Origin of the sequence: Nocardia sp. NPDC050630 (assembly GCF_044457245.1) — a bacterium.
Classification (GTDB): Bacteria; Actinomycetota; Actinomycetes; order Mycobacteriales; family Mycobacteriaceae; genus Nocardia.
Genome location: NZ_JBITGN010000001.1, coordinates 802857 through 824599 on the forward strand (window position 1 = coordinate 802857; position 21743 = coordinate 824599).

Annotated in this window: 20 protein-coding genes; 6 read left to right on the top strand and 14 right to left on the bottom strand. The window is 65.5% G+C overall.

Annotated elements, in window-relative coordinates; translation table 11 throughout:
* Positions 1-42: 42 nt before the first annotated feature.
* Both ACIBG0_RS03595 and ACIBG0_RS03600 read right to left on the bottom strand, forming a co-directional pair.
* Positions 43-864 carry an SAM-dependent methyltransferase gene (locus ACIBG0_RS03595; RefSeq protein ID WP_397028843.1) on the bottom strand — a complete coding sequence of 274 codons (822 nt, stop codon included), beginning with the start codon at positions 862-864 and terminating at the stop codon, positions 43-45.
* Between the two features lie 18 nt (positions 865-882).
* Entirely contained in the window at positions 883-1770 is an 888-nt protein-coding gene (locus ACIBG0_RS03600) for a Scr1 family TA system antitoxin-like transcriptional regulator (protein WP_397028845.1), read from the bottom strand.
* A gap of 196 nt (positions 1771-1966) precedes the next feature.
* Here ACIBG0_RS03600 and ACIBG0_RS03605 point away from each other — a divergent pair, with 196 nt between their 5' ends.
* Entirely contained in the window at positions 1967-2395 is a 429-nt protein-coding gene (locus tag ACIBG0_RS03605) for a hypothetical protein (RefSeq protein ID WP_397028847.1), read from the top strand.
* Positions 2396-2453: 58 nt separating this feature from the next.
* On the opposite strand, the gene ACIBG0_RS03610 is transcribed toward ACIBG0_RS03605, so the two are convergent.
* Together ACIBG0_RS03610 and ACIBG0_RS03615 are read right to left on the bottom strand one after the other, a co-directional pair.
* A complete protein-coding gene (locus ACIBG0_RS03610; protein WP_397028849.1) occupies positions 2454-4865 on the bottom strand; it encodes a thiamine pyrophosphate-dependent enzyme in 2412 nt (803 codons plus the stop codon).
* A gap of 148 nt (positions 4866-5013) precedes the next feature.
* Complete coding sequence (locus tag ACIBG0_RS03615; protein ID WP_397028850.1) at positions 5014-5367, bottom strand: MerR family transcriptional regulator; 354 nt, start codon at positions 5365-5367, stop codon at positions 5014-5016.
* Between the two features lie 65 nt (positions 5368-5432).
* On the opposite strand from ACIBG0_RS03615, the gene ACIBG0_RS03620 reads away from it, so the two are divergent.
* Positions 5433-6206 carry an amidohydrolase family protein gene (locus ACIBG0_RS03620; protein WP_397028851.1) on the top strand — a complete coding sequence of 258 codons (774 nt, stop codon included), beginning with the start codon at positions 5433-5435 and terminating at the stop codon, positions 6204-6206.
* Here the strand turns inward: ACIBG0_RS03620 and pgl are convergent.
* The 5 genes from pgl to tkt are packed head-to-tail and all read right to left on the bottom strand — an operon-like array spanning position 6203 to position 12704.
* Positions 6203-6964: a 6-phosphogluconolactonase gene (pgl, locus tag ACIBG0_RS03625; protein ID WP_397028853.1), complete on the bottom strand. Its 762-nt coding sequence runs from the start codon at positions 6962-6964 to the stop codon at positions 6203-6205. The two genes, ACIBG0_RS03620 and pgl, sit on opposite strands and share 4 nt — an antisense overlap.
* On the bottom strand, positions 6957-7865 hold the full coding sequence (gene opcA, locus ACIBG0_RS03630; RefSeq protein WP_397028855.1) for a glucose-6-phosphate dehydrogenase assembly protein OpcA: 909 nt from the start codon (positions 7863-7865) through the stop codon (positions 6957-6959). Before opcA ends, pgl begins: the two co-directional genes overlap by 8 nt.
* A complete protein-coding gene (gene zwf / locus ACIBG0_RS03635) occupies positions 7862-9421 on the bottom strand; it encodes a glucose-6-phosphate dehydrogenase (protein WP_397028856.1) in 1560 nt (519 codons plus the stop codon). Before zwf ends, opcA begins: the two co-directional genes overlap by 4 nt.
* A 4-nt stretch (positions 9422-9425) precedes the next feature.
* Positions 9426-10556 (bottom strand): transaldolase, encoded by a 1131-nt coding sequence (gene tal / locus ACIBG0_RS03640; RefSeq protein ID WP_397028857.1) that lies wholly within the window; start codon positions 10554-10556, stop codon positions 9426-9428.
* Between the two features lie 6 nt (positions 10557-10562).
* Positions 10563-12704 carry a transketolase gene (gene tkt, locus ACIBG0_RS03645; protein ID WP_397028859.1) on the bottom strand — a complete coding sequence of 714 codons (2142 nt, stop codon included), beginning with the start codon at positions 12702-12704 and terminating at the stop codon, positions 10563-10565.
* Positions 12705-13009: 305 nt separating this feature from the next.
* Between tkt and ACIBG0_RS03650 the strand changes: the two genes are divergently transcribed.
* Positions 13010-13999 carry a heme o synthase gene (locus ACIBG0_RS03650; protein ID WP_397028861.1) on the top strand — a complete coding sequence of 330 codons (990 nt, stop codon included), beginning with the start codon at positions 13010-13012 and terminating at the stop codon, positions 13997-13999.
* Between the two features lies 1 nt (position 14000).
* Here ACIBG0_RS03650 and ACIBG0_RS03655 read toward each other — a convergent pair whose 3' ends face one another.
* Both ACIBG0_RS03655 and ACIBG0_RS03660 read right to left on the bottom strand, forming a co-directional pair.
* Positions 14001-15416 (bottom strand): FAD-dependent monooxygenase, encoded by a 1416-nt coding sequence (locus ACIBG0_RS03655; protein WP_397028863.1) that lies wholly within the window; start codon positions 15414-15416, stop codon positions 14001-14003.
* Between the two features lie 43 nt (positions 15417-15459).
* Complete coding sequence (locus ACIBG0_RS03660; RefSeq protein ID WP_397028865.1) at positions 15460-16434, bottom strand: zinc-binding dehydrogenase; 975 nt, start codon at positions 16432-16434, stop codon at positions 15460-15462.
* Positions 16435-16518: 84 nt separating this feature from the next.
* Between ACIBG0_RS03660 and ACIBG0_RS03665 the strand changes: the two genes are divergently transcribed.
* On the top strand, positions 16519-17121 hold the full coding sequence (locus tag ACIBG0_RS03665) for a TetR/AcrR family transcriptional regulator (RefSeq protein WP_397028867.1): 603 nt from the start codon (positions 16519-16521) through the stop codon (positions 17119-17121).
* A gap of 292 nt (positions 17122-17413) precedes the next feature.
* On the opposite strand, the gene ACIBG0_RS03670 is transcribed toward ACIBG0_RS03665, so the two are convergent.
* A complete protein-coding gene (locus ACIBG0_RS03670; RefSeq protein ID WP_397028869.1) occupies positions 17414-18379 on the bottom strand; it encodes a quinone oxidoreductase family protein in 966 nt (321 codons plus the stop codon).
* Positions 18380-18440: 61 nt separating this feature from the next.
* Between ACIBG0_RS03670 and ACIBG0_RS03675 the strand changes: the two genes are divergently transcribed.
* Entirely contained in the window at positions 18441-18788 is a 348-nt protein-coding gene (locus ACIBG0_RS03675) for a hypothetical protein (RefSeq protein ID WP_397028871.1), read from the top strand.
* A 5-nt stretch (positions 18789-18793) separates the two neighbouring features.
* Here the strand turns inward: ACIBG0_RS03675 and ACIBG0_RS03680 are convergent, their stop codons facing one another.
* Positions 18794-19471 (bottom strand): respiratory nitrate reductase subunit gamma, encoded by a 678-nt coding sequence (locus tag ACIBG0_RS03680; RefSeq protein ID WP_397028872.1) that lies wholly within the window; start codon positions 19469-19471, stop codon positions 18794-18796.
* 507 nt (positions 19472-19978) lie between these two features.
* The gene (locus ACIBG0_RS03685) at positions 19979-20671 is read right to left on the bottom strand and encodes a type 1 glutamine amidotransferase domain-containing protein (RefSeq protein ID WP_397028874.1); all 693 of its coding nucleotides are present in this window, start codon (positions 20669-20671) and stop codon (positions 19979-19981) included.
* A gap of 186 nt (positions 20672-20857) precedes the next feature.
* Between ACIBG0_RS03685 and ACIBG0_RS03690 the strand changes: the two genes are divergently transcribed.
* On the top strand, positions 20858-21694 hold the full coding sequence (locus ACIBG0_RS03690) for a hypothetical protein (RefSeq protein WP_397028876.1): 837 nt from the start codon (positions 20858-20860) through the stop codon (positions 21692-21694).
* The last annotated feature ends 49 nt before the right edge of the window (positions 21695-21743 follow it).

The following is a 21743-nucleotide window of genomic DNA, read 5'->3' on the forward strand; positions in this document are numbered from 1 at the left end:
GAGCAGGAGTCGCGCAGGGTTGGCAGGCCCGTCGCTAGTCCTTTAAGCCTTATAGCCAACGGCGGCGAAATTACACGGCCGCGCCTTATCGTCCAGGTCGACCGGTTGGTCCGGACGCCAGTCCGGTGCGTAGGCGATACCGGGTTCGATCAGGTCCAGTCCGTCGTAGAGCGCAGTGAACGCGGCGCGGGTGCGCAGGGTCACCGGATCGGAGGTTTCGTCATAGAGTGCGGCGGCAGCGGCCATTTGCTGCTTGATCTCCGGCCCGGCGTCGTCCAGGGACACGTGGGTCATCGCGATATAGCTGCCCGAGGGGAGTCGATCGCGCAGTCGCGCCATCAGCGCGGGCGGATCGGCGGCATCGGGTACAAACGGCCAGACGCTGACGATCAAGAGCCCGAGCGGTTGCTCGAAGTCGATCAGCCGACGAGTATCCGGGTGGTCGAGAATCAGGTCGGGATAACGGAGATCGGCCTCGATGATGGCGGTGTTGTCGAGGGCATCGCCGTGCAGCAGCAGGTCATGGGCACGATTGACCGCTTCCAGATCGTTGTCGACATACACCACGCGCGAATCCGGCGCGGCTTCCCGCGCAACCTCGTGTGTATTGCCGACGGTGGGTAGTCCGGAACCGATATCGAGGAATTGCCGGATACCCTGCTCGACCATGAATCGTGTTGCGCGGCGCAGGAATCCGCGATTGTGATGGGCCCACACATCGAGGAATGGAAGTATTTCGAACAGTCGCTCACCGAAGATCTTGTCGACCTCGAAGACGGCTTCCCCGGACAGATAGTAGTGATACATGCGGGCGGCGGATGGTCGGCTCGCATCAATTTCGCGGGGCTCGAAGTCGGCGGACATCCGGGTACTCCTGATTCGTCAACTGCTGCTGAATGTCTTGCGGCGCAACGATCGTGCGACGTGCTCCATGAATTTCCGGGAGTCCTCGGCGCCGAGAGCGGCGGCGCTGAGCCGGGACCATACCGTTTCGCGGGCGGCCACCGCGGGTTTGTCATCGATGTAGCGGATATCGCCCTGACTCTCCACGATCGCCATCTCCAGATCGCCCGCCGCACCCGGTGACGGCACCCGTACCAGGGTGTAGCGGTCCTCCATCCCCGCCCCGCGTGTGGTGACGGTGAATGGGAGCACCTGGATCAGGATGTTGGGTCGTCTGGACAGATTCGACAGATGCTCGAGTTGTTCGAGCATCACCTCGCGTCCGCCGTATTCGCGGCGTAGACAGGATTCGGACAGGATCGCGCGGAACTGCGGTGGGTCCGCCTCGATCAGCACCTGCTGCCGCGCCAGCCGCGCCTGCACCGACTCCTCGACGGTGACGCCGGCCGTCGCGACCGGCTCGTGTAGTGCGCGAATGTAGGACTCGCACTGGATGAGCCCCGGCATGATCTCTGCCTCAGCGGTGCGCAACAGGCTGGCATGCGCCTCCAGATCGACGAGTAGCCGCAGATCCTCGACGTAGGCGCGGCGGTGGCCGGTGGTCCAGAATCCGCGCTTGTGATTGTCGCGGCGCAGTTCTTTGAGCGTCTCGATATAACCGGGGTCGGTGAAACCCAATGTGGTCGTGAGAAGTTCGAGATCACCGACGCTGATGGCACCGATTCCATTGATCAACTGGTTGATACGGCTCTGGGTCGACTCGATGATCTTCCCGGCTTCGGTCTGACTTACGCCCGCTGTGCGGACCATGTGCTCGATTTCGCGTCCCAGCAACAATTTTCGCGCGGTCCGCAATCGAGTTCCCATGGCTCCCCAGCGTATCGGCCCGACCCGACTCATCCGATTCACTACCTGGAGCGTGATAATCACGCTAGCATTACCACACCAAAGATATCACGGCACGCCGAGGCGGTGGGGCGTCATCGAGGACCATCCACTGCGTCGCGGGGGCAGAGGGGGTGTCGGATGACGACAGCCACGAACGATTGTCGGATGGTGTGAAATGCCAAGTAGCGCAGAGACAACCGCGCAACGCTGCCGGCACTACCAACGTGATCTGGGACTGCCCGCGGTGATCATGCCCGAGGCCGAGACGCGGATCATCGTGCAGACCGGATCGGTCGGTGCGGTGGTGATGCCCTCGGGGCTGGCAACGGAATTCGTTGCCGATCAGCAGGGGCAGTTGGGGCCGGTGATCGAGCACCCTGCGTCACGGCGGTGGTCCTTTCTGACCGGACCCTCCGGGCCATGTCCGGAGAGTCTGACGCCCGCGCTGCTGCGCTGGAATATCGGCGTTGCGTCGAAATGCATTGTGCTGCCGTCTCCTGATGATGAGCGACGCGGGTTTCGACGGTGGATCCACGAGCCAGGCACCGGGTTTCGGCCGTCGATGCGCGAAATTCTGGAAGCGGTACTGCGGTTGCGGCGATAGCCGACCATCGGGCGCGCGGTACTCGCCGATTCGAGGGGTTGGCGAGTACCGCGTGAGTTCAGCGGTTGACGAGTTTGCTGGCTGCTGCTTCGATTCGGGGTTCGTCGAGGAGGACGGTGCTGGCCGCATGGCCCAGCGGGATGAAGGAGTCTTCGCTGGTCACGCGGGTTATTGGGCCGTTGAAACCGGCGTCGATCAGGGCGGCGCAGAGGGATTCGGAGACGCCGCCGGTGTGGCGCGTTTCGTCGGCGATGAGGACTCGGCCGGTGGCGTTGGCGTGGTGAAGAAGGTCATCGAGAGGGAGCGGGGATAGCCATCGGAGGTCGAGCACGCGAGTTCGAATACCGTGAGATGCGAGGCGTTGGGCTACCCGTAGGCTCATGGGCACGCCGTTGGCGAAAGTGACGATGGTGAGGTCGGTGCCATCGCCGTAGACGCGGGCACGTCCGATGGCGATGTGGTCGGAATCGGAAGGTGTTGCGAGCCAGGCACTATCGCCGGGACGGTGTAGGTCGCGGGTGTGGTAGAGGGCGATGGGTTCGAGGTAGACGCAGACGCGGCCGTCGACGCGAGCGGCGCAGACACAGGTGCGCAGCATGGCCGCGGCGTCATCGGCGCGAGCGGGGGAGGCGATGATCAGGCCCGGGATATCGCGCAGTGCCGCAATGGAATTGTCGTTGTGGAAGTGGCCGCCGAACCCCTTCTGATAGCCGTATCCGGCGATGCGCACGACCATCGGATTCCGGTATTGCCCCTGTGAGAAGTACGATAGTGTGGCGGCTTCACCCCGCAATTGGTCGGCGGCATTGTGCACGTAGGCCAGATATTGGATCTCCGGAATCGGCACGAATCCGGCGAGTGCGGCGCCAAGGGCCGTGCCGAGCACGCTCTGTTCGTCGAGCAGCGTATCGAAGACACGCCGCACTCCGAACTGTTTCTGCAGGCCCTTGGTGACGCCGTATACGCCGCCTTTGCGGCCGACATCCTCGCCGAACACCAGGACGTCGTTGTCGCGGTCGAGCAGTGCCGCGAGCGTTTGATTGATCGCCTGCGCCAGCGTCACCGAATCGTCTTGTGCAACTGTTTGTTCCGCTATGGCCCGGCGGCCCTTGTGGGGGTCGTGGGCGGTCGTGCCGCTCATCGCGACGTCGCGAACGATGGTGTCGACCGTCTGCGGTACCCGAGCTGATGTTCTGACCGCCTCACTGTCGCGAGAGACCGTACTCGTGCGGGAGGAACTGTTGTCGACCCGTCGCTCGGCATTGGCCGGCTGCGCGTCGCGTCGGCCATCGCCGAGCTCGCCGGCGACACCAGACCCGAGCGGGCCTCGACGCAAGACATCGGCCCGCACCCGGTCCGGATGTAGCGGGGCCAACGGTTCCATCACCGCAGCGGCGGAGGTCAACTTCGGTTCGCGGCACACCGATTCGGCCACGGCGGCGACTCGGACGCCGATATCGTCGTAGCGTGCGATGACTTCGGCCGGGGCTACGAGGCCGGAGGTGACCAGGAGGCGACCGGTTGCGATCACCGGGTCTCGGCGCAGGTCGGCGGCGATATCGGTGGGGCTGCGGTAGGCGGACTCTACGTCGGATCCAGCGTGTCCCATGAGCCGTACGGTGCTCAGGTGGAGGAAGGCGGGTTTGCGGTGTTCGCGCACCCAGTCGACCGCCTTGGTCGCGGTTGTCGCGGCGTCGAGGAGATCGCAGCCATCGGCGTCGAAATACTGCAGACCGAGGCGAATGCCGTAGGACTGTTCGATCCAGCCGGGCGGGGTCGCGACGCTGATGCCGATGCCGTTGTCTTCGCAGACGAACAGCAGGGGCAGCGGAACCCCTTGGCGCGCAGTGTGAATCGCGGCATTGATGGCGCCGGCGGCGGTGGAGTGATTGGCCGACGCGTCGCCGAAACTGCACAACACCACCGAATCCGACGGCCATTCGCACGCGACGCCGAGCCGGGCCGCGCGTTCGATCGCGAAGGCGAGTCCGACAGCGCGCGGCAGATGTGAGGCGATGGTGGAGGTCTGTGGGATCACCGCGCCCGGTTTGCTGCCGAAAACCTTATGACGGCCGCCCGATATCGGTTCAGTGCTCGCCGCCACCACGCCGAGCAGCACATCGCGGATCGGATCGAGACCCGGCACCTGCCTGGCCCGGTGCACGAAGAATGCTCCGGAGCGATAGTGCAGCAGCACGGGATCGGTGGTGCGCAGGGCGGCCGCGACCGCCGCATTGCCCTCGTGTCCGGCGGATCCGATGCTGTAATAGCCGCGCTTGGCGCTGCCCAATCGGCGTGCCGCGAGATCGAGATGCCTACTGGTCGCCTGTGATTCGAACAGGTCCAGGCATTGGGCTCCGGTGAGCCCGACACCATCGAGCGGCTGATCGACGGGACGGCTCGGCTGTGGCTCCAGCGCCGATATCTCGGCACGGAACCGCTCCTCGAGGTCGGCTCGCTGTTCGGTCACGCTGTGATCATCTCCGACGGACGCTGCTCGAGGAAGTCGATTCCGGTACGATTTCAGAAAATATTCTGACCATCTCGGTGATTGCAAGAAATTTCTCCGAGAACTGCGGTGTCGAGTCGCGTATTTATCGGCTCGGTCGGGCACGGCATCAGCCGGACCGCTCGGTCTGCGTGATCGTCCGTCGCAGCAGATCGCGAGCGACATCGAGCTCGACGGCCCGACGGTCCAACTCTGTCAGCCGATCCCGCAGCGCGGGCAATACGCCAGGACAGGCCCGTAACCTGCCATCGTCGACAGCGCACGGCAGCAGCTGCCCGATCACCCGGGTCGAGAGTCCCGCGGCGAGCAATGCGCGAATCTGTCCGACCCGCTGTTCGGCAGCCGCGTCGTACTCGCGATACCCATTGTGGCGGCGTTCGGCCGACAGCAGCCCGACCCGCTCGTAATACCGCAGCAGCCGCTCGTTGGTGCGGGTCCGGCTCGCCAGCTCACCGATCAGCATGATTTGACCTTCCCACGGTGTCAGGGATCAACACTCGAGTCCGCAACTCGATTCCGTCAGGAGAAATGTTGATCATCGACGCACACAGCCACGTCCACGACCCGCTCACCGACCACATCGCGCTACTCGACGAGGCGGGCGTGGACAAGACCGTCCTCTTCATGACCCGACCGCATCCGGAACGGGCCGGAACCCTGACCGAACTCCGCACAGAGATGGACCTGCTGACGCAGGCGCTAGCCGGTAGCGCTGCCCTCGGTCGCCAAACGGCACGGCGTGAACTCGACGCCGCCCTCGACGCCTACCCGGACCGCTTCATCGGCTTCGCCTCGGTGCCGCTCGACGCACCCGATGCCGATGCGCTCGTCGAACGCGAGGTAGTCGGGCGCGGAATGTGCGGCATCGGAGAGTTGACCCCGCCGCCCGACCAGGCCGCGCGTATCGAGCCGGTACTCCGTGCCGCCACCGACCAGGGTGGACTCCCTGTCGTCGTACACGGCGCAGCGCCCACGACCGCCGCCGACCTGCGCACCATGACCGACCTCGCACGCCGCTATCCACGCGTGCCGCTCGTGGTCTCCCAACTCGGCGGAGCGCATTGGATGGACGCGATCGAACTGGTCCGCGACAGCCCGAATATGTACCTCGAACTATCCACTGCCAGTATCGTTTTCGCGGTGCGCCTGGCCATAGCCGAAATTCCCGAGCGCACTCTGTTCGGCTCGGATGCCCCCTACGGCGACCCGGTCATCGCACGTACCACCGTCGAACGCGCCACCCGCTCACCGCAGGTACGCGAATTGGTCCTCGGCGCAACCGCGCGGGAACTGCTGGGTTAACTCGCGGTACTCGGCAATGCCGCGGCGGCATCCCGATCCAACAGCCACGTAGTGGATTCCGACCCGACGGCACCCGCCGCGGGAATCTCCACCGGATCCGCACCCGCCACCGCCGCGGCAACGGCTTCGGCCTTGGCCGCACCACCGACGACCAGCACAACATGGCGACTGTGCCGCACCGCGGGCAGCGTCAGCGTGACCCGCACCGGCGGCGGCTTGGGTGAATTCGGCACCGCGACAACGAGTTCGTGCTGTTCACGCACCGCATCGGTATGCGGGAACAGCGAATTCACATGTCCCTCACCGCCCATTCCGAGCAGATGCAGATCGAAGGCCCCGTATTCCGCCAAGTGCGCGTGCACTGCCGCAGCATATTCGGCGGCGGCCTCGACCGGATCCGGATACTCACCATCGGAGGTGGCGACCGGATGCACCCGCGACGGGTCCACCGACACATGATCCAGCAGCGCCTGCCGTGCCTGCAGATCATTGCGCTCGGAATCGCCCGCCGGCACGAATCGCTCGTCGCCCCAGAACACATCGAGCCGCGACCAGTCGATGTCGCCGGGTGTCTTGCGGACCAATTCCAACAGTCCGATCCCGGTCCCACCGCCGGTCAACACCACTGATGCGGAGCCGCGCGCCGCCTGTGCGGCCACCACGACCGCGACGAATCGCGCGGCCGCGGCGGCAATCAAGGCCTCGGTGTCGTCGTATACTTCGACGGTGTTCGCGGGGAAGTTCGCGCGCTCACTCATAGATCACCTTCTCGATTCCGGCGAGCGCCTCGGCATAGATCTCGTCGGCATCCAGCCGTCGCAGTTCCTCGGCGAGGCAGTCGCGAGTTTCCCGGCGCGCCAATGCGATTCGCTGATCCGGGTCACCGGTGCGGGTCAGTGTCGCGGTGCGTCCGGTCTGTGGTCGCTCGATGGCGATCGATACCGTCGGGCGATGCACTTGCACCCGCAACGCACCCGAACGACGACGCACCGGGCAGTCGAGGCGGGCGGCCAACCAGCCCGCGAGCATATCCAGCGCGGGTTCGTCGCGCAGTCCGGAGACGGTCACCGAATCCACCGGCTCGAACGGCGGTTCGTCCATGGCGGCCGCCAACAGCGCACGCCAATAGGTGATGCGACTCCACGCCAAATCGGTATCCCCGGAGGCATAGGAGCCGAGGCGCTTCTTGATCGTCGCCTGCGGATCGGCCGCGAAGGTGGCGTCGGTGATGCGGCGAGTCGCCAAGCGTCCCACCGAATCCTTCGACGGGAACTCCGGTGCGCCACGTGGCCACCAGGCCACCACCGGGGTATCCGGCAGCAGGAACGGGATGACTACGCTGCTTTCGTGGTTGATCAGATCACCCTGCAGCCGCAGCACTATCACCTCGGCCGCACCCGCATCACCGCCAACGCGGATCTGGGCATCCAACCGGGTCTCGGCATCGCGATCGCCGCGCGCCAAAACCACCACGCGACAGGGGTGTTCGCGGCTGGCGTCATTGGCGGCGTCGATGGCGTCCTCGGCCTCGGAGCTGTCCAGCGTGCACACGACCAGCGTCAGCACCCGGCCCATGGTGATCACACCATTGCTCTCCCGAAGGCGAACCAGGCGTTTGGTGACTTCAGAGGTGGTGGTCTGCGGCATATCGACGATCATGGCCGCCGCCATTCGCGCCCGGTGCGTGCCAACACCTCGTCAGCCGAGGCCGGACCCCAGGTGCCCGCCTCGTACTGTTCGGGCTTACCGTCGGCGGCCCAGTGCTCGAGCACCGGATCCAGGATGCGCCAGGACAATTCGACCTCCGCGTTCACCGGGAACAGGGACGGCACCCCGAGCAGCACATCGAGGATCAGGCGTTCGTAGGCCTCGGGGGAGGATTCGGTGAACGCCTCGCCGTAGCTGAAATCCATGTTGACGTCGCGCACTTCCATGCTCGACCCCGGCACCTTCGAACCGAACCGGGTGGTAATGCCCTCATCGGGCTGCACCCGGATGACCAGTGCGTTCTGCCCGAGATCCTCGGTCATGGTCTGGTCGAACGGCAGATGCGGGGCCCGCTTGAACACCACGGCGATCTCGGTCACCCTGCGGCCCAGGCGTTTTCCGGTGCGCAGGTAGAACGGCACACCCGCCCATCGTCGGGTGTCGACCTCGAGGGTGATCGCCGCGTAGGTCTCGGTGCGCGATTGCGGGTCGAAACCCTCCTCGTCGAGCAGTCCGACCACATGCTCGCCGCCCTGCCACCCCTCCGCGTACTGTCCGCGTGCGGTGGTTTCATCGAGCGGCTCGACGAGTTTGGTCGCCGAGAGCACCTTGATCTTCTCCGCCTGCAGCTGTTTGGGCTCGAAGCTGATCGGTTCCTCCATGGCAGTCAGCGCGAGCAACTGCAGCAGGTGGTTCTGGATGACATCGCGGGCCGCGCCGATACCGTCGTAATAGCCTGCCCGCCCACCCAATCCGATGTCCTCGGCCATGGTGATCTGCACATGGTCGACGTAATTGGCATTCCAGATCGGCTCGTAGAGCTGGTTGGCGAAGCGCAGTGCCAGGATGTTCTGCACCGTCTCCTTGCCGAGATAGTGATCGATGCGGAACACCGTCTCCTCCGGGAACACCCGGTTGACCAATGCGTTGAGTTCGACCGCGCTGTCCAGATCGTGACCGAACGGTTTCTCGATCACCACCCGGCGCCACGGCTTGCGGCCCTCGCCATCGGTTTTCGTCGGTTGGGCCAGTTTGTGCTCGGAGAGCTGATCGAGCACCACCGGGAACATATTCGGCGGAATCGACAGGTAGAAGGCGTGATTGCCGCCGGTGCCGCGATCCTTGTCCAGCTTCGCCAACACATCGGCGAGTTTAGCGAAGGCGGAATCGTCGTCGAAGGAGCCCTGCACGAATCGGATGCCTTCGGCCAGGTGGTCCCAGACCTCCTGCCGAAATGGGGTGCGTGCGTGCGCTTTCACCGCGTCCAGCACAACCCCCGCGAAATCCTCGTCCGCGTAGTCCCGGCGCGCGAAGCCGACCAGTGCGAAGCCCGGGGGCAGCAGCCCCCGGTTCGACAGATCGTAGATGGCCGGCATCAGTTTCTTCCGGGACAGATCGCCGGTGACGCCGAAGATCACCATGCTGCACGGTCCCGCGATGCGGGGAACTCGCTTATCCCGCTCTTCGCGCAGCGGATTCTTCCAGGTATTCGTCTGAGTGCCGGCCATCGGGTCAGTTATCCCCGGTCTTGGCCAGTTCGCCTGCCGTGGCGGAAAGCAGCTCCTCCCACGACTTCTCGAACTTCTCCACACCCTCGCGCTCGAGTACCTCGAACACGTCGTCGAGGTCGACACCGACCGCGGTGAGCTTGTCGAAGATCTCCTGCGCGGCGGCGGCGGTACCGCTGACCGCGTCGCCACGGACCTCGCCGTGATCGGCGACGGCCTCCAGAGTCTTTTCCGGCAGCGTGTTCACCGTATTCGGTGCCACCAGCTCGGTGACATACAGCGTGTCGGAGTACTCCGGATTCTTCACACCCGTCGAAGCCCACAGCGGTCGTTGCCGATTCGCACCGGCGGCGGCCAGATGGTTGTAGGTCGAGGTGTGCGCACCACCGTCGAAGACATCCTGGTATTCGGCGTAGGCCAGGCGCGCGTTGGCGACACCCGCCTGTCCACGCAGTGCCAGCGCCTCCGGCGTGCCGATCGCCTCGAGTCGCTTATCGATCTCGGTGTCCACCCGGGAGACGAAGAACGAGGCGACCGAATGGATTTTGGCCAGATCATGGCTGGCGGCCTTGGCGTTGCGCAGACCATCGAGATAGGCGCCCATCACCTCGCGGTAGCGCTTGACCGAGAAGATCAGTGTCACATTGACGCTGATGCCCTCCGCGATCACCCGGGTGATCGCGGGCAGGCCCGCCTCGGTGGCCGGAATCTTGATGAACAGGTTGGGACGGTCCACCGTCTTCCACAGGTCGATGGCCTGCGCGACCGTCTGGTCGGCGTCGAAGGCCAGACGCGGGTCGACCTCGATGGAGACCCGGCCGTCGACGCCGTTGCTGGCCTCGTAGGCCACGGCCAGCACATCGCAGGCCGCACGCACATCGTCGGTGGTGATGGTCCGGATCGCGGAATCCACATCCGCGCCTTGGGCGGCAAGCTCTTTCACCTGGCCGTCGTAGGCGTGGCCCTGACTCAGGGCGACCTGGAAGATGGTCGGATTGGTGGTTACGCCGACGACGCTGCGGGTTTCGATGAGCTCGGCCAGGTTGCCGGACTGGATCCGGTCCCGCGACAGATCATCGAGCCACACCGAGACGCCGGCGGCCGAGAGGGCGGCGAGGTTTTCGTTCTGTGCCATGAGCTCTTATCCCTTCACGTTTTCCAGCGTGCGCTGCGCGGCAGCCACAACGGCTTCCGCGGTGATCCCGAACTCGCGGAACAAGGTCTTGAAGTCGGCCGAGGCACCGAAGTGCTCGATCGACACGATCTCACCCGCATCACCGGTGAACCGATACCACGGCATCGCGATACCGGCCTCGACGGCCACGCGAGCGGCGATCGCCGGCGGCAGCACCTCGTCCCGATATGCCTTGTCCTGCGCGTCGAACCACTCCACACACGGCATCGAGACCACGCGGGTGCCGATGCCCTGCGCCTCCAGCGTAGTGCGGGCGGCGACCGCGAGCTGGAGCTCGGATCCGGTCGCGATCAGGATTACCTGCGGGGTACCGGAGGACGCCTCGGCCAGCACATAGCCGCCCCTCTTGACACCTTCGTAGCTGGTGCCCTCGACGATCGGCAGGTCCTGGCGGGTCAGCGCGAGTGCGGACGGTCCGTCCTGGTGGGCGGGTTCGGAGACCGAGAAGTGCGAAGTGTGCTCGCTGCTGTCGCGCTCGAGGATGGTGCGCCAGGCGTAGGTGGTTTCGTTGGCGTCGCCGGGGCGGACCACGTTCAGCCCCGGAATCGCGCGCAGCGCGGCCAGATGTTCGATCGGCTGATGCGTCGGGCCGTCCTCGCCGAGGCCGATGGAGTCGTGGGTCCAGACGTAGATCGCGGGCACCCGCATCAGCGCGGCCAGGCGCACTGCCGGGCGCATGTAATCGGAGAACACCAGGAAGGTGCCACCGTACGGACGGGTCGGGCCGTGCAGGGCGATACCGTTGAGGATCGCGCCCATGGCGTGCTCGCGCACACCGAAGTGCAGGGTGCGGCCGTACGGGTTGGCCTTCCACATACCGGTCGAGATCGATTCCGGACCGAAGCTCGGCGCGTCGGGCATGGTCGTGTTGTTGGATTCGGCGAGGTCGGCCGAACCGCCCCACAGCTCGGGAAGCACCGGCGCCAGCGCGGCGAGCACCTTGCCGGAGGCCTTGCGGGTGGCCATTCCCTTCGGGTCCGGCTCGTAGGTCGGCAGATTCGCGGCCCAACCCGCGGGCAGATCACGCTTGGCGAGCCGATCGAACAGCGCCTTGTTCTGCGGGTTCGCCGCGGCCCACGCGTCGAACTGCTGCTGCCAGGCCGCATGTGCCTGCTGGCCGCGCTCGATGACCTTGCGGGTGTGCGCGATGACATCGTCGTCGACCTGGAAGTTCTTCTCCGGATCGAAGCCGAGGATCTTCTTGGTGGCGGCCACTTCGTCGGCGCCGAGCGCGGCGCCGTGCGCGGCGCCGGTGTTCATCTTGTTGGGGGCCGGGTAGCCGATGATGGTGCGCAGCACGATGATCGACGGCTTGCCGGTCTCCGCCTTGGCCGCGGCCAGCGCCGCCTCGATGGCGACGACGTCCTCGCCGCCCTCGACCACCTGCACATGCCAGCCGTAGGCCTGATAGCGCTCGGCGACATCCTCGGTGAAGGCGATGGTGGTGTCGTCCTCGATGGAGATCTTGTTGTCGTCGTAGATCACGACGAGGTTGCCCAGCTGCTGGGTGCCCGCCAGCGAGGATGCCTCGGAGGTGACGCCCTCCTCCATATCACCGTCGGAGGCGATCGCGTAGATGAAGTGGTCGAACGGGCTGGTGCCCGGCGCGGCGTCCGGATCGAACAGCCCGCGCTCGCGCCGCGCCGCCATGGCCATGCCGACCGCGGAGGCCAGCCCCTGGCCCAGCGGGCCGGTGGTGATCTCGACGCCGTCGGTGTGGCGGAATTCCGGGTGGCCGGGGGTGAGCGACCCCCATTTGCGCAGATGCTCGAGATCGTTCAGCTCCAGACCGTATCCGGCCAGGTAGAGCTGGATGTACTGGGTGATGCTGGAGTGACCACAGGACAGCACGAAGCGGTCGCGGCCGACCCAGCTCGGATCGCTCGGGTCCAGGCGCATGGTGCGCTGATAGAGCGTGTAGGCCAGTGGTGCGAGGCTCATCGCGGTGCCGGGGTGCCCGTTTCCGGCGTTCTGCACCGAATCGGCGGCAAGAACCCGAACGGTGTCGACGGCCTTGGTGTCCAGATCCGTCCAGTCGTCCGGGTGGTTCGGCTGAGTGAGGGCGCGGATGTCGTCTGTGACTGACACGACCGAGGTTCTCCTGACATTGGTTTCGTCGACGGTGGCGCAGGGTGCACGCACGGCAGCTGTGGAATGCGAACCGGTTTACCCCAACTACCCTAGATGTGCCCGGTGACCGGCATGTGACGAACCCGGCTTAGTCCGGGTGTCGAATCGCTGCGACAGGGTGCCGGAGCGAGGGGCTATGGAAAGAAGGCTGTGCGGCTGGGTCTACCATCGTCTGTAGTAGTTGCCGCCTCGCACCAGCTAGAGCAGGGGGAGCGCGGTAGTGGTACATGCCGGATGCGATGCACAGCGTGCGAGGAGAGATAGTGCGGATTGGGCAACAGCCGGGTGGCAATGGCGCACACGGCTCCTCCGCGACGGCGCTGGCCGACCGGTTGACCGGCGATGGCCTGCTGTCCCGACTACTGCGGCGACCGCTCGCCTATATCGCGTTGACCAAGCCGCGCGTCATCGAGTTGCTGCTGGTCGCGACGATTCCGACGATGTTGCTGGCCGATCGTGGCCACGTCGATATCCGACTGATCCTGGCCACGCTGTTCGGCGGTTGGATGGGTGCCGCGAGCGCCAATACGCTCAACTGTGTCGCCGACGCCGATATCGACAAGGTGATGAAGCGGACCGCGAAGCGGCCGCTGGCCAGGGAGGCCGTGCCGACCTCACACGCCTTCGTCTTCGGGGTGACGCTCGGCATCGGTTCTTTCGCCTGGTTGTGGTGGCAGGCAAATCTGCTCAGTGGACTCCTGGTCGTCGCGACGATCCTGTTCTACGTCTTCGTATACACCCTCGGCCTGAAGCGCCGGACCTCGCAGAATGTGGTGTGGGGCGGAGCGGCCGGATGTATGCCCGCGCTGGTCGGCTGGTCGGCGGCGACCGGAAATATCGGTTGGCCCGCGATCGCGCTGTTCGGCGTCATCTTCTTCTGGACACCGCCGCACACCTGGGCCTTGGCCATGCGCTACAAGGAGGACTACCGGGCCGCCGGTGTGCCGATGCTGCCGGTCGTGGCCACCGAGCAGGCCGTCACCAAGCAGATCGTTATCTACACCTGGCTCACCGTGCTGACCACTCTCGCGCTGGTGCCCGCGACCGGTGTGGTCTACGCGGCCGTCGCGCTGGTGGCCGGAGCATGGTTCCTGCTCATGGCGCATCAGCTGTACTCCGGAGTGCGACGCGGTGAGTCGGTGAAGCCGCTGCGACTGTTCCTGCAGTCCAACAACTATCTGGCCGTGGTTTTCTGTGGTCTGGCGGTGGATTCGGTGCTCGGATGGGACACGATCGGCAGCTTCTTCGGGTAGGTCAGCCTAGATATCCGTCGGGCCGGACTCGTATGGTGGTGCCGTCGACCGCGGCATAGGCGGCGAACGCGTGACCGTCGACATCCACAACGTATTGTCCGGTCGCCTGGGCGCCTGGGCGGATCACCCTATAGACCTCGACACCGGGTTCGGACGGTACGTCGGTTTCGCCGAATGACAGCAGGGTCGCGTGCGGTCCGCGGAACAGGTCGAACAGTCGAATCGGCCGCCCTTCGGCATCTTTGACCGGTGCGTCGGGTGCGCGATCACCCGCGACGAGCACGCCGTGGTCGGCGGGATCGCGGTAACTGATATCCAGTTGACGCGTCTCCTCGCCGCGCTGCATGGCGTCGTGCGCACCGTCGATCAGCTTGTCCAGCAGATCGGTACTGATGCCGAGCACCCGTGCGGCTACCGTGCGGCGCTCGGATTCGTAGCTGTCCAGCAGTGATTCGTCGCCCCCGACGGCGGCGGCGAGCTTCCAGCCCAGGTTGTAGGCGTCCTGGACACCGGTGTTCATACCCTGTCCGCCGGTGGGCGGATGTACATGCGCGGCATCGCCCGCGAGGAGTACCCGGCCCGCCCGGAACCGCTGCGCCAGACGGATATTCGGCCGCCACACCGTTGCCCAGGTGAGATCGGTGAGGACGATATCCAGATTTGCGGCATAGCGGTCGACGAAGTCCTGCAGCACCTCGAGGGTGGGCTCGGCGTCGGAGTCCAATGGCGCGCCGAACTGGAACTGGCTGCCACCGGGCAACGGGGACAATATGATTCCCTCCATCGGCCGACCGGCGGCGGCGAACCAGTAGCCGTAGTCGTGATCGAGTGCGTCGGCACTGACATCGCCCAGCAACATGCGGATCGAATCGTCAGTGGTGCCCTCGAATGGAATTCCGAGCGTCTTGCGGACCGTGCTCTTGCCGCCGTCCGCGCCGACCAGATAGGCGACACGCAGCGTCTCGACGAGGCCGTCGTGTGCCAACTCGACGCTGACTCCGGTCTCGTCCTGCTCGAAAGTGACCAGCGCCGTGGCGAGTTCTACCCGCACACCGAATTCCGCGAGCCGATCGCGCAGGATCGCCTCGGTCCGGGACTGCCCGAGTATCCAGGGGTTGGGGTAGGGGACCGCGGGCGTCGGCTCCACCGGTTCGGCCATCCGATGTTCGCCCGCGAATTCAGCGCCGGAGTACACACGGATTACCGGTGTCGGCGATCCGGCCCGCCGAACCGCATTCAGTACGCCGAGGTCGTCGAAAACTTCCAGCGTGCGTGGCTGGATGCCGTCGCCGCGCGATCCGGCGAAGAATTCGGTGGCCCGGTCGATAATCCGCACCGGGATATCGCGGCGGGCCAGGTCGATGGCGAGGGTGAGGCCGGTGGGTCCGGCGCCTGCGATGAGTACTTGCGTGTGCACGATAGCTCCGTACTGAATTGTTTTGGTGTTATACGTCGATGGATCAATCCGGGACCACGACCACTCGGGTGACGCCGAATTGCGCGGCGGCCCAGGCGTCTTCGATCTTCGAGAGCGGGAACTCCTGCACCGCGGTGTCCAATCGGCCGTCGGCGAGCAACTGCGTGTATTCGGGGATGGCGGCCAGGATCCACTGCACGGACAGGGATCCGGCTCCGCTACCCGAGATCGTGATGCGCCGGCTGCGCAACAGCGCCGCCGGAATGGCCGCCTCCGCACCTGCCATGGAGCCGATCTGGAGATATGCGATATCCGCGTCGTCCTCGGTGAGGCCCTGGCGTCCGAGGGCTGCGAAGGCTGCCTCGGCCGGTGCGCCCCACACATAGTCGAGCACCAGGCTCGGCGCCTCGGTGCCGATGGCTTCGGACAGCACCGACGCGGTGGCGTCCTTGTCGTCCTGCAGCGTGACCGTGTTCGCGCCGAATCCCGCAGCCCGCTCGAGTGCCGATGGATTGCGTCCGGCAGCGATCACCCGGTTCGCGCCCAGCGCGAAGGCGTTCTGTACGGCCAGCAGCCCGGCGGCGCCGGTGGCACCGAGGATAAGCACGGTGCCGAGCTGCTGGTCGGGCAGTGTGTCGCGGCGTTCACGCAGGACCAGCCACGAGGACAATCCGGGGTTGAGGCCACCGGCGATTCGTGCGGGATCGGCGCCGGTCGGGAGCGGAATCCGCATCCGGGTGGGCACCGCCATACGTTCGGCCAGCGTGCCGTAGGGGGCTTGCACGAAACCGGTGTAGACGAGGGCGCCATCGGCGGTGCGTGCCACCGCGTCGAGGCCCGGGATCAGGGGGTAGGCGTCGGTGCTGCCGTAGTGCGTACCGGCGGCCAGCGATCGAACGATCGGGTGGATGCCCGCGGCCACCAGTTCGACCAGTTCCCGACCTTCGGTCACCTGAGGCTCATCGAAGTCGCCGTATACGGGAACTCCACCGGCGTTGCTCAGAACTGCTGCTTTCATGATATTCGCCAATCTGAATTGAAATTCACTGAATCTGAATTCAGTGTGAGGTTGGTAGGTTTTCCTGTCAAGGAGGTGGTGTGAATGACGTCCAGTCGCCGGGAGAAGTCCGCAGAGACCGAAAAGGCACTGAAGGATGCGGCGCGGCGGGTGTTCGCCGAACGCGGCTACTGGAACACCAAGATCACCGACATCACCGCCGCCGCGGGGCGCGCGGCCGGGTCGTTCTACAACCACTTCTCGAGCAAGGAGGAGCTACTCCAGGCGCTGCTGAACGATCTGGCGAGCGCGGGAGACGAGCGCGCGGAGCAGCCCGATCACAAATCCGATTTCAGTGATCCGGAGGCGGTGCGGTATCACGTCGCGGGGTATTGGACCTTCTCGCGGGAACATGCGCCGGTCCTGCGTGCGATCACTCAGGCTGCGATCGTCAGCGAGGATTTCGCTCGCATGCTCGGACAGTTCGGGGTCGAACAGCGCGCGGATATCGCCGATCATCTGGATGGCCTGTCCGACAAGGGATTACGTCTGCCGAGCAGCGTTGATGCCAGTCTGGCGATGATGTTCCAGGTCGCCCAGGGCATGTTGGCGCTGGTCGAGGACGGCACCGTCGCGTTGACCGATGAGCAGGCGATCGAGGGGCTGACGCGGTTCATCTACCGTGGTCTGACCGGACGGGACTACTGACCCGGCCGAGCCCGGGATCAATTCTGATCACGGCAAATGATCGTCGGGCACCGTGCGTGGTGTAGCCGGTTCTGGCTGGCCGAATCCATGTTGTCGTGCGGCTATCTCGGCCGCCCACCGCCCACCGCGCGGCCGCGATAGGCGATCCGTCCATACCGACGACGATCGACCGCTGGTTGGCGAGCGTTGTCACCGTTCCACAGCCGCACCGGATGCGGATATGCCGATCGTGCCGTCGGATAGTGGATGCGAGGTCCTATGGCCTCGCTGCGGCTGTGCCGTCGATCGTGCGTTACGGCAGCAGAACGATCGAACCCGTGGTCTTGCGGCCCTCCAGGTCGCGGTGCGCCTGCTCGGCCTCGGCAAGCGGATAGGTGGCTCCGATCCGCACGTGCAAGATACCGTTGGCGATCGCGTTGAAGATATCGGTTGCACGCCAAAGCAATTCGGTGCGATCGCGGGTGTAGTGCACCAGCGTGGGGCGGGTGACGAACAGCGAGCCCGCCGGGTTGAGTCGCTGCAGATCGAAGGGCGGGACCGGGCCGCTGGCCGCCCCGAAGAGGGCGAGCATGCCGCGTACCCGCAGAGATGCGAGGCTGGCCTCGAAAGTGGCCGCGCCGACACCGTCGTATACGGCCGCGACGCCGATGCCCTCGGTAAGTGCGCGGACTCGATCGGCAAGATCATCGGTGTAGCGCAGGACCTCACTCGCGCCCGCCTCGCGGGACAGCTTCTCCTTGGCGTCCGAGGAGACGGTGGTGATCACCCGCACACCGCGCGCGACGGCGAGCTGGGTGAGCACAAGACCAACGCCACCCGCGCCCGCGTGCACCAGCACGGTCTCGCCGGGTTCGGGCTTGTAGATCGATTCGATCAGGTAGTGCGCCGTCATACCCTGCAGCAGCGCCGAGGCGGCGACCGGTGCTTCGACACCATCGGGCACCTTGACCGCGACCGCCGCCGGTACCGCGACCCGCTTGGCATAGCTACCGGGCGCGGCCGCCCAGGCGACTCGGTCGCCAACGGCGAATTCGGTCACATTCGCCCCGACCTCGGCCACCACGCCGGTGCCCTCGGCGCCGGGAATATAGGGAACCGCCTGCGGGTAGCGGCCGGTGCGGATATAGGTGTCGATGAAGTTGATGCCGATCGCCTCGGTGTCGACGAGCAGCTGATCCGGACCGATCTGCGGATCCGGCACCTCGACGTAGTTCAGGACTTCGGGACCGCCGTGCTCGGAAACCTGAATAGCGCGCATGAGATCCGTTCTACACCCACGGGGGCTGGACCCGAACGTACCGGTCAGTAAACTAGCCGGCATGAGTGTTGAAGCCGCCGCCCCAGTGCGGCTGTCGGGTTCTCTGGTGGATTCGGTCAAGGGATTCGTCGCCGAGCACGGCGGCTCCGCCACCGCCGTACTGCAGCCGATCGGCCGCGCGGGCGTGCGCGTCACCCTGGTCGGTTCCGACGGTGTCCTCGGCGACCGTGTGGTCGACGATCTGACGACAGCCAAGGAATTGGTCGAAACCGTCAACGGCCTTACCGAGGCCGACGAATGGGATCGCGAGCTGATTTCAGTGGTTACCCCCCGCAAGGGGCACTGGGCCAAGATGGCCGGTTGGGTCGCCCGGCAGACCCGCTTTCCCAAGGCGCGCAACGAGAACTGAGCCGTTCAGGCTCGCGTAGCCGCGCCGTCCAATTCGCGAGACCCGCGTGGGACGGCGCGCAGGACCAGCCGAACGACCGGGCCCGCGAAGATGCCCGCGAGCCTCGTGAAGGGCCAGATACCGAGGGTCAGCAGCAGGATCAAGCCGCGCGCCTGGTAGATGAGCGGTGCATGCTGCATGGCCTCGGGATGCGGATCGATGGTGCACAGCGAACGGAACCAGGCGAAAAGCGTTTCCCCCGTTCGATATTCGCGCGCCACCGTGGTCGGATCGTATTCGATGATCACCCCCGACAGCAGCGCGGCCGACAAGGCCGGGAAGGTGATTCGGTCCAGCGGCGTGATCACCGGATGCGACGGACCCGCGATCAGATCCGGTAGGAACAGCAACACAGCTCCGACCGAGGCCGCGGCGACACCGCCGATCTGCACGATCGTGGCGACCACGTGCAGCGCACCGGAGGGGCGGGCATGTGGTTCGGCGGTGAACACCTTGATCAGGCGGACGACGACTATGAGGCAGACTCCGGACCGGAATGCCGTCGATCCGAACCGTTGGCTGCGGTCCATCTCCGGATAGCGGGTGTAATTGCGGAAACCGTCGCGCCGGTAGCGCCACACGTGACCGAGTACGAACGACACGAACGCGCTGTAGGGCAGCACGATCCACAACAGCGATGTCACGGGTAGTTCGCTTTCGGCTTGCAGACGATCGGACGCATCACGGTCGCAGAGACGCCGAATGTCGGACAAGGGACCAACGTCCCTTACCAAGGGGTACTTCGGGAGTCGGCGGCGCGCCGTTCGACGATCGCCGCCGACTCGCGGTCCAACTCGGGAGTTCGACCTCGCTGTTGTGCGCATTCCCCGATGGACCGATAGTCCTCCCCGATCTTGTAGACCACGGCACCGGCCAGCTGCGAACTGATCTACTGCTGGATGTGGCTTTCGTATGCTCCAACGAGATTCGGCGCACCTTGGTCGAGCTGGGTGCGAACAGACTGTCGCGGCCGGTGACGATCCGGAAGCCCATGCTCGCGCCGAAGGTCTGTCGTTCACCCGCGCGGAATCCGGAGATGATCAGTGCCTCATCGGGTTCGGTGACCCGCCAGGATACCCGGCCGAGGAGGATGGCCGTAGCGGATCAGGCGGCGACGCGTGGCATCCAGCACCGCCGCGGTCCAGGAGGCGTCAGCCAAGGGCTTTGACGATCTCCGCCGCGAGCGGTGCCGACGATGCTGGATTCTGACCGGTGTAGAGATTGCGATCGACCTCGATATGCGGTGCCCACGGCTCGCCCTCACGGAAATCGACACCGAGCTCGACCAGTCGATCCTGCAGCAGCCACTTGGCCTTATCGGCCAAACCAGCTTGTGTCTCTTCGGCATTGGTGAACCCGGTGACCCGATAGCCGACGAACGGGGAATCGCCGTCGATGGCGGTCGCGAGCAGCGCGGCGGGCGCGTGGCAGACGACGCCGAGCGGTTTGTCCGAGGCCAGCGCGGCATTGAGCAATGCGCCGGAGTCGGTGTTCACCGACAGATCCTCCATCGGGCCGTGTCCGCCCGGGTAGTAGACCGCGTCGTAGTCGGCCGAGTCGACATCCTCGAGCCGGATCGGACTGCGCAGTTCCGCCGCGTCGGCCAAGGTCCGTGCGATCTGTGCGGCACCGTCCGCGCCGCCGTTGACCTCGGGCGCGAGACTGCCCTGGTCGACGGTCGGTACGACACCGCCGGGAGTCGCAACCACGATCTGGTGACCCGCCGCCTTGATGGCCTTATACGGCGCCACCACCTCTTCGGCCCAATAGCCGGTCGGATGTTTGGTGCCATCGGCCAGCGTCCAGTGATCGACGCCGGTCATGACGAAGAGAACCTTCGACATCGTGTGCCTCCTGATCGGAAAATTGGGCGATGCACTGTTGCCTATCCAGCGTGCCAGTTCGTAGCGATGTCGACGTTAGGTACCCATTCATCGGACCAGCAATACGAACGCCTATAAGAGACATCAGAATGCTGTGCGTATCCGGTTGCGGGTGTGGGCGACGTCCAGATCGTAAAGTAGGGGACGATGAACGCGGATAAGGCAAGCGAGCTGGCGGCTCGGCGGGTCGGTGCCGCGCATTCCGACGCGCAGCGGCGTGTCGCGCTCGCCGAAAGCTTCTATCCACCGCAACTCCGCGCCTACGGTCGGGCCGAAGTCGCCTTCCTGCAGTGGGAACTCGGCCGCGGCGTGCTGCACGCCGAGGCCGGCAGCCCGTGGTGGCGGGCCATCAACGACCGCCTGCTGCACGACAAGCTGGAGGCAGCGCTGCTGCATCGTGCCGGTGCGCGCGATGGCTCGACGCCCGGGGCCAGGCTATGGCTCGACTTCCTCACGACCCCTTCGCCCGCTGCGTGGTACCGGGCGCACAATCGCAGCATCGTCGCAGGTTATCTGGAACATCAGGAGTTGGCCGCGGCCGAACTGCCCGCCGAACGGCTGATGATCAATGTGACGCTCATGCGGGTGCTGTTCACACACGTCCTGGTGGCGCGACCGACGCTCGCCCTCGGCCGGTTGGGGGGCCTCGGCGGCTGGTCGGCTGATCCGCGCCGCAGCTCGGTTCGGCTGTTTCTCGACCTGCGCAATGTCTTTCCCGAGGTGTATCCGCTGGTGAATATGTCCGTCGATGCGGTGCTCGCGATGGAGGGACGGGTGGCACGGGCGCTCGACTACGGGCTGATCGTGCCGAAGTTGGAGCAGATATACGCCTTCGCCGCAGAGCAATTGGATGAGCCGATGATCGTCGGGCTCGTCGACAACGGCGATCCGTGCTACGCCGGGCTGCGGATCGAACGTGGGCAACTGGCATCGGATGCGTTGATCCGAACGCTCGCGCGCGTCACGCGGCCGCGGTTCGCATAGTTGACGCCGCGCCTGCGTGGGGGGCGACGATCGCGCCGTCGGCGATCTT